A 7,581-nucleotide genomic window follows, 5' to 3' on the forward strand; every position below is an offset into this window, starting at 1 on the left:
TTCTTCTGCTACATTAGGTTTATAAAGTTTTGATGTAATTTTTTTTTTCTGTTGCAGCACAAGTATTATTAAAAAGATTAAAAATAGTTTCAAAAAGTAATGTCATTCTTGCATCTACTGAACTTTCTGGCTTAAATAAACTAACTTTTTTAAATAAAGTATCAAAATCTGCTTGGTTCATCTTAAAAACAAGTTTATTATTATAAGTTTCTAATTTATAATAATGTCAAAATGCCATTATTTTTTCTGCAAATTGCTGTAATTGTTCATCAACTTTATCTTTTGGTACTAAGACTTTAATTGGTGTCTTTAAATTTCTTCACTGCAAATTTTTATCTTTAAACGGTAAATTTTCAATTGTTAAATTACTTGGCAAAAAATATTTTATATCTGCTTTTACATAATAATTATTTTTACTAATAATATTGTTATGTTGTTTATAAAATTCTAAAAAGTTTTTTGCTGTTAATTTGTCTGGTTGATATCCTTCTCCTGCCAAGGTTAACATTGAATTTTTTCTATAAAAAGAACTTCATAAATTTAAAGTATTAAAAAAATGAGCAAAATAAGGTTGAGAATTAGTTATTATATTTTTTTTATCTAATTCTTGTTTAATAATTGGTCAAATTGTATTATTTCCATTGATATTATTAAAATGTTGATTTGATCTATCAATAATTTTATTTTCTTGCTTAATAAGTAAATCATTAATAAAGTTTATAAATCATAATTCAATGTTTTCTTGAACATTAGTTAAGACTTCCAGATTATTACTAGCAATAACTAACCCTTTACTTTCATAAACTTGGTCAAATTCTTTAAATTTAACTAAATAATTAATATCAAAACTAATTGTAATTGCATTTAAATTTTCTTTATTCTCAGCAATTAATTTTGATAGTTTATCAAAATTAATTTTATTTACTTTTAATTTGATATTATCATCTGACAATAATATTGGAAATTCTTTTTCTGTGTCACGATAAAAATTATTATAAGTAATGGCAAGTTCACTATTAATATTATTAACTTCTTTTTTAAAATCATTAATTAACTGTTCTAAAAAAGGTCATTTGCTAATTGCCGCGCCAATAAAGGGTTGTGATTCATCTGATTTTAAAGTTGTAATAAATTCATTAAGTTTAGTAACATCATTAAAATACTTATTAATATCAATCAATGCTTTAGCATCTCATCAATCTTTAATTTTCTTTTTAATTAATGTTATTATTTTATAAAAAGTTTCAATATCTTGATTCGCTTCTGCTGTATATTCATTAGTTTTTGCTAAATTGTTACCTCTTATTGCACAACCATGCATGCACTACCTGTTGTGCCTGATAAAAGAATACTTAAAATACCTAAAATTTTTTTCATTCATTATTTATACCTCATTCTATTTAAACGATATATTTTATATTATCTTACAAAAAGAAAAATAAAAAGTAATTAAACTTACTTTTCAAATTATTTGCAATAGATAAAAATAATTAACAATTTATTTGCTTAAATTACAAAAAAATTATTATTTAAATAATAAATTTTTTCTACTAATTAAATTGTTAATTAAATTTTAACTAATTAGTAACTAATCCTTGTGGTTTTTCATTTTCATATTTACCAATTAAAATACCACTAACCAAACCTGAAAAAAGCAAAGCAATAATACCAGCTGCAAGATTTGATTCTACTTTCCCTTTTAAAACATTATTACACATAATAATTGGTACTATTTCTACCCCAGTAATTATTAAATAAATAATAGCAGATGCATAAACACCATAACCCAATAACATTAAGTCACCAATAGAAAGTCTTATTAATGCTAATGATAATAAAACAATTGCTATAATACATCCTGCTCGACATAAATTATCTCGTTTTTTATTTTGAATAACATTGGTTTGAACATTCTCTTGTTCATTTTGTACATAATTTGTATCCATTTAAATTTGATACCTCCTTTTAAAATAAATATTTTATTAATATAAATTAGTTTTTCCATTATAAAATTTGTAATCAAATATTAAAGTTCTAAAATTTGACACGGTTACATTATAAAAAAATGCAAGTAATTAACTAATAAAATAATTACTTGTTTGGCCAGGAACAATACTTATTCTGGCAAATAAAAAAGTTAATATATTCGTAAAATAAATCTTAATAAATTTATTACTAAAATTAATCAAAAATTTCTTGAAGGTTTTTAAAAATATTATTTTGTAACAAATTAAAAGGATTGAGTTCTATTAAATATAGAATGACTTAATCTTAAAATTTTATTTTTTTATGTACACTTTTCGTTATATATTCACTTTTTAAGTTAATTTATTAATTATTTTAAATAAAACAATCAAAGCCATGATATAAAGCATGTTCTCTTTCTTTGAAAATATCTTTAATATCATATTTTTTTCGATAATCTTCAATTTTGCCCTTTTCAATAGCTCAAATTGCTTCACACGCTAATTTATGCGAATTACATAATGTCATTTGAGGAACATCACCACTATTTAGTGGTTCATAATATAATGCCCCTGTAATCATTTCATTTAAACCAAAACCAGGATATTCTCCTTTTAAAATTCCTTGGTGTAAACGAAAGTCAGAAATAATTGGTAATAAATATTTATTTTTATTATGAATTGCTTGTTCAACTACTAAACCAAATTCCATATGAGTTCCTGAATCTCATCCATCTAATTCAAAAATAACATAATCTGCCTCCGTTAAACCAGCATAATCTAATTCAAAAATTGCTTTATTTGTAGGGCGCTTTTTTTGATTTGTTTCAAAATCAACTGGATTTCCAATAATAAAATCTGGAAACATTTTACGCAACATATCTCCTTCACGTTTTCTTGCATTTCACTGGGCCTCAGTAAACATACTACCCGCATTATAAATTACTTTTTTATTATCTCTCATATTATTTTTTCTCCTTTATTGATTAATTATTGTTTCAAATTTTTTAAATTTTTCCATATCAAGACCTGTGCTATTAATATCACCCGTGATAAAAGCACCAACGGCAATTAAATCATATCCTAATTTTTTTGCTTCTTCATAATTAGTTAAATTAATTCCTCCCGAAGCCATATAAATTTTTGTTGGAAAAAATGTTTTAATTGTTTGAATAAAATTTAATTTAAATGCTGCTGCTGGAAAAATTTTAATAATTTCTCATTTAGCATTAACAATATCGTTAACTTCTTGTAGTGTCATTGCCCCTGGAATATATAGTAAATTATTTTGATGACAATATTCACTAACTGCTTGGTTAAAAACTGGACCCACTAAAAATTGAGCTCCGACTTTTGCCGCTTGCATTGCTTGTTCTAATGTTAAAACTGTTCCTGCTCCAACTAAAATTGTTGGGTATTTGTTACGAAAAAAACTAATTAATTCTGCAACATTAGGAATCGTGAATGTTAATTCTAAACATTTGACTTGTAAATTAATTAACTGTTCACAAATTTGTTGAGCAACAGCATAATTATGATTTCGAATTACATAAAAAGTTTTATAGTCTAATAGTTTTTCTAATGTAATCATTATTCTTCTAAATATGCTGTAATTCTATTAATAATAGAACTTTGATCTAATTGCTTATACTTAATAACAGCATCAGCACTTCCCGATAAACCATAATCATCAACGCCCAGAACTAAACCAGTTTTACCAACAAATTTATATCAAACATAATCATTTGAAAATTCAATTGCAATTACTTTTGTTATATTTTTTGGAACAATTTTTTCTTGATAAGCCCTTGGTTGTTGTTCAAATAATTCAACACAAGGCATTGATACAACACGAATGTTTTTCTTAATTGTCTTAGCTGCAACAATTGCTGGCGCTACTTCAGTTCCTGTTGCAATAATAATTGCCTCCAATGGTTTTGTCTCATCTTCAGCAACAACAATATATCCCCCTTTTAGCGTTTGTTCTCAGCATGTTTCTGCTAATTGATATGGGGTATCTTGTCGCGATAAGATCAAAGCTGATGGAGTACTTTTTGCTTCCACGCTTGCTTTCAAACATCCAATTGCTTCTTTAATATCCGCTGGCCGAAAAACATTTAAATTCGGACAATTTCGTAACATTGCTAATTGCTCAACTGGCTGATGTGATTTTCCATCAAAACCAACACCAATTGAATCATGGGAAAAAGCAAAAATAACTGGTAAGTTTTGAATACACGCCATTCGAACACATGGTTTCATATAATCAGCAAAAATTAAAAATGTTGAATTAAATCCTTTCAAGCCTTGGTGTAATTCAACACCAATGCTAATTGTTCCAGCCGCAAATTCTCGCACTCCAAAATGGACATTATTATTTTGTGGAGTTGATGTTGTTCATGATCCATTATAACCAATGATTTTGGTTGCAGTTCCTAAATCAGCACTACCTCCAAACATATTATTTAAACATTTTTGTTGATAATATTTAAATACATCTCCCATAATAATTCGTGTTCCTGCTTTTTTATCTTTATCTGTTGTTAATAATTCTGCAAAAGCTTTTAAATCAACTGATGGAATAGCAAATAATTCTTCATATTCCTTTGGAAACGCTGCTTTGTAAGCAGTTATTTTTTTCTTTCATTCTTCATATTTTATTGCTCCTCGTTTAGCAAAAGTATCTTGTCAATGTTTTTTAACATCATTGTCAACATAAAATTGAGGATGATTAAAATCATAAAATGCTTTTACTTGGTCCATCTCCTCAGGAGTAAATGGTGAAGAATGCATTGGTGAACCTTGTTTTGGATGCCCATAACCAATAATTGTTTTACATTCAATTAATGTTGGTTTATCAGATTTTTGAGCTTGTTCAATTGCTTTTTGAATTGCTGGCAAGTCCTCATCTGCGTTTTCAATTCGAATATAATTTCAATTTTGTGCTTCAAAAAAACGTTGATAATCAATCTTTAAAACAGCATCACATTTTGTATCTAATTGACAATCATTTGAATCATATAACATAATTAATTTATTTAATTTTCACACCCCAGCTAATTGAATTGCCTCAATTGCTCCTCCTTCTTGTAAATCACCGTCACTACATAAAACATAAGTATAATGGTCAATGATTTTATAATCTGGTTTATTAAATTTAGCCGCTAGATGTTGTTCAGCTAATGCCATCCCAACCCCATAGCCAACTCCTTGCCCTAGGGGGCCAGAAGAATTATCGACTCCAGGAGTAACGTCATATTCTGGATGAGCTGGAGTTTTTGAATTAATATGACGATAATTTTTTAAATCATCAATTGTCAAATTATAACCAGCTAAATGTAAAATCGCATATTGTAAAGTTGAAGCATGTCCTGGGGATAATACAAAACGATCACGATTGATTCAATCGGGTACTGCCGTATTAGCAATTAAATTATCTAAATAAATTGCTTGCATTAGTGGTGCTGCACTTAATACAATCCCTGGGTGACCAGTTTTATTATAAATAATAGGATCTAACCCTAAAATTCTTAAATTACTTAAACTTTTTGTTTCAATATTATTATTTGTGCTTTTCATTTTAATTTCCTCCTTATTAAATTAAAATATTAATAATAATTATTTTTAAATTAAACAAGGAACCTTATTATCAAGAGGTAATAAATGTTGCATAATAATGCTTATTTTTTCTGAAAAATCATCATTGTCAGCATCAATAACAATAAATTTATAATCATTTTTTAATTCATGATATAAAATTTCATATTGTTCATTCAATTTTTCCCAGTAATAATATGGGGTTTCTAATTCTAATTGACGCCCACGCTGTTTAATTCGTTCAACAGCCTTTTCAGTTGAAACTTTTAAATAAATAATGACATCAAATCCTAATTTTTGTTTCAAAATTGGAACAATAACATTTTGAAAAAAACGATTGTAGACTTTAAAATCAATTTCATTCATAATTTTTAATAAATGAGAAACTCGCACAAAAACAGGGTCTTATAAAATTGTACGGTCAAAAACAGTATCATCTAAATTATCAATGTTAAAAAATTGCTCAATTCTTGTTGTTAACATATAAATTTGCATTTTAAAAGCAAATCCTTCCATGTCCTGATAAAAATCCTTAAAATATGGATTTTCTTCTAATGGTTCTTTAAATAAATTATAGTTTAATTGTTTGCATAATTCTTCACTAACTTTTGTTTTCCCTGCCCCAACGGTTCCAAAGACTGCAATTTTCATTTTATTGCTCCTTTCGTTTTTAACCCATTAATTGAACAGCAGTGTCTAATGCTAATTCAACCATTGTCATAAAATTATTTTGCCGTTCTAAAGCTGTAGTAACTTCTTTCGTCACAAGATGGTCAGAAACTGTTAATAATGTAGCTGCATGTTTTTGCGTAACAATTGCATTAGTAAACAAAGCATATGATTCCATTTCAACAACATCTAAGTTATGAGTATGAATAAAGTCTAATGAATCATCATAACGGTAAAAAACATCTGCTGCATGCGCAATTCCCGTGTGTGTTTTAATTCCTTTTGCTTGTGCTACAGCTTCAATTTCATTAAATAATTTTTCACTTGCGGCAATTAAATTACTATCAATATTAGCTGCAATTTTTGCATAATTACTTTCACCAAATGCTTCACGAACATTAAAGATATCATAAACTTTAATATTCGGATTATAACTTCCAGCTGAACCAATTCGAATAATGTAATCAACATCGTAAAACTTAAATAATTCGTATGAATAAATTCCAATGCTTGGACAACCCATTCCGCTTCCAGCAATTGTTACCTCAATGTTTTTATACTTGCCAGTATACATTAACATATTTCGAACTTCATTTACTAATTTTAAATTTGTTAAATATTTTTCCGCAACGGTTTTTGCTCGTAATGGGTCTCCCGGCATTAAAACGACTTTTGCAATTTCTTCTTTTTTGGCATTAATATGTGGTGTCATTTTTTGTTCCTCTCTTTTCCGCTTAATTTAATTACCAATAAATACCTATCAATCCTATTTTTATTTAAAAAGTAAGGATATTTAAACAACACGAAAAAGAATATTGTTGCATATCCACATAAATGATGTTTAATTTCTAGGATTATTTTAATTAATAGTTTAAGACAACAACAAAAATAAAACCATTTTAAATCAAATGCTATTAAACTTAATCATTAATTAATTTTTATTATTTATTATCTTTTAAATAATACTTTTTGATAGGTTTACTGCTTTAAATTAACAACTAAAAAACGCTTTTTGACCTCTTTCAAATTATTATTTAATAGTTTTCACTAATAAATAATTAATCATCCAACCCCAGAGATAATAACTATAAGTGCAGCATTGATATTTTACCAATGTTTTTTAGATCGGTCTACTGGCTTAGTTTCACTTTACTCACTATTCCTTCTCAAGAAATATTTTCTCAATGGAATTATGTTAGCTTTCATCCACTTTACAGTTGCTGGGACAGCCTAGGATTCACACCTAATTCCCGTAACATCCAAAATTGCTTTTTAAAGTTGTTAAAATAATAATATAAAGTTTACTTTTAAAATGCAAGTTAAAATTAACAAATTATTTACCAACTAAAAA

Annotated in this window: 6 protein-coding genes, 1 pseudogene and 1 riboswitch; all 7 genes and pseudogenes read right to left on the minus strand. The window is 26.8% G+C overall.

The window, feature by feature from the left end:
• Positions 1–19 precede the first annotated feature (19 nt).
• The 7 genes and pseudogenes from C6B38_RS07310 to deoD all read right to left on the minus strand — a co-directional run bounded on the left by C6B38_RS07310 (position 20) and on the right by deoD (position 6,942).
• On the minus strand, positions 20–1,321 hold the full coding sequence (locus C6B38_RS07310; RefSeq protein WP_233485655.1) for a hypothetical protein: 1,302 nt from the start codon (positions 1,319–1,321) through the stop codon (positions 20–22).
• Positions 1,322–1,577: 256 nt separating this feature from the next.
• Positions 1,578–1,946: a hypothetical protein gene (locus C6B38_RS07315; RefSeq protein ID WP_105299143.1), complete on the minus strand. Its 369-nt coding sequence runs from the start codon at positions 1,944–1,946 to the stop codon at positions 1,578–1,580.
• A gap of 394 nt (positions 1,947–2,340) precedes the next feature.
• A complete protein-coding gene (locus C6B38_RS07320) occupies positions 2,341–2,928 on the minus strand; it encodes a nucleoside 2-deoxyribosyltransferase (protein ID WP_105299144.1) in 588 nt (195 codons plus the stop codon).
• Between the two features lie 15 nt (positions 2,929–2,943).
• The gene (locus C6B38_RS07325) at positions 2,944–3,555 is read right to left on the minus strand and encodes a bifunctional 4-hydroxy-2-oxoglutarate aldolase/2-dehydro-3-deoxy-phosphogluconate aldolase (protein ID WP_105299145.1); all 612 of its coding nucleotides are present in this window, start codon (positions 3,553–3,555) and stop codon (positions 2,944–2,946) included.
• Complete coding sequence (locus C6B38_RS07330) at positions 3,555–5,543, minus strand: transketolase family protein (RefSeq protein WP_105299146.1); 1,989 nt, start codon at positions 5,541–5,543, stop codon at positions 3,555–3,557. Before C6B38_RS07330 ends, C6B38_RS07325 begins: the two co-directional genes overlap by 1 nt.
• Before the next feature lie 45 nt (positions 5,544–5,588).
• A pseudogene (locus C6B38_RS07335) lies at positions 5,589–6,212 on the minus strand (deoxynucleoside kinase).
• A 19-nt stretch (positions 6,213–6,231) separates the two neighbouring features.
• Entirely contained in the window at positions 6,232–6,942 is a 711-nt protein-coding gene (gene deoD / locus C6B38_RS07340) for a purine-nucleoside phosphorylase (RefSeq protein ID WP_004028681.1), read from the minus strand.
• 394 nt (positions 6,943–7,336) lie between these two features.
• Positions 7,337–7,508: riboswitch (cobalamin riboswitch) on the minus strand.
• Positions 7,509–7,581 lie beyond the last annotated feature (73 nt).

The sequence above is a fragment of the Spiroplasma sp. ChiS genome, assembly GCF_002968355.1.
Classification (GTDB): Bacteria; Bacillota_I; Bacilli_A; order Mycoplasmatales; family Mycoplasmataceae; genus Spiroplasma; species Spiroplasma citri.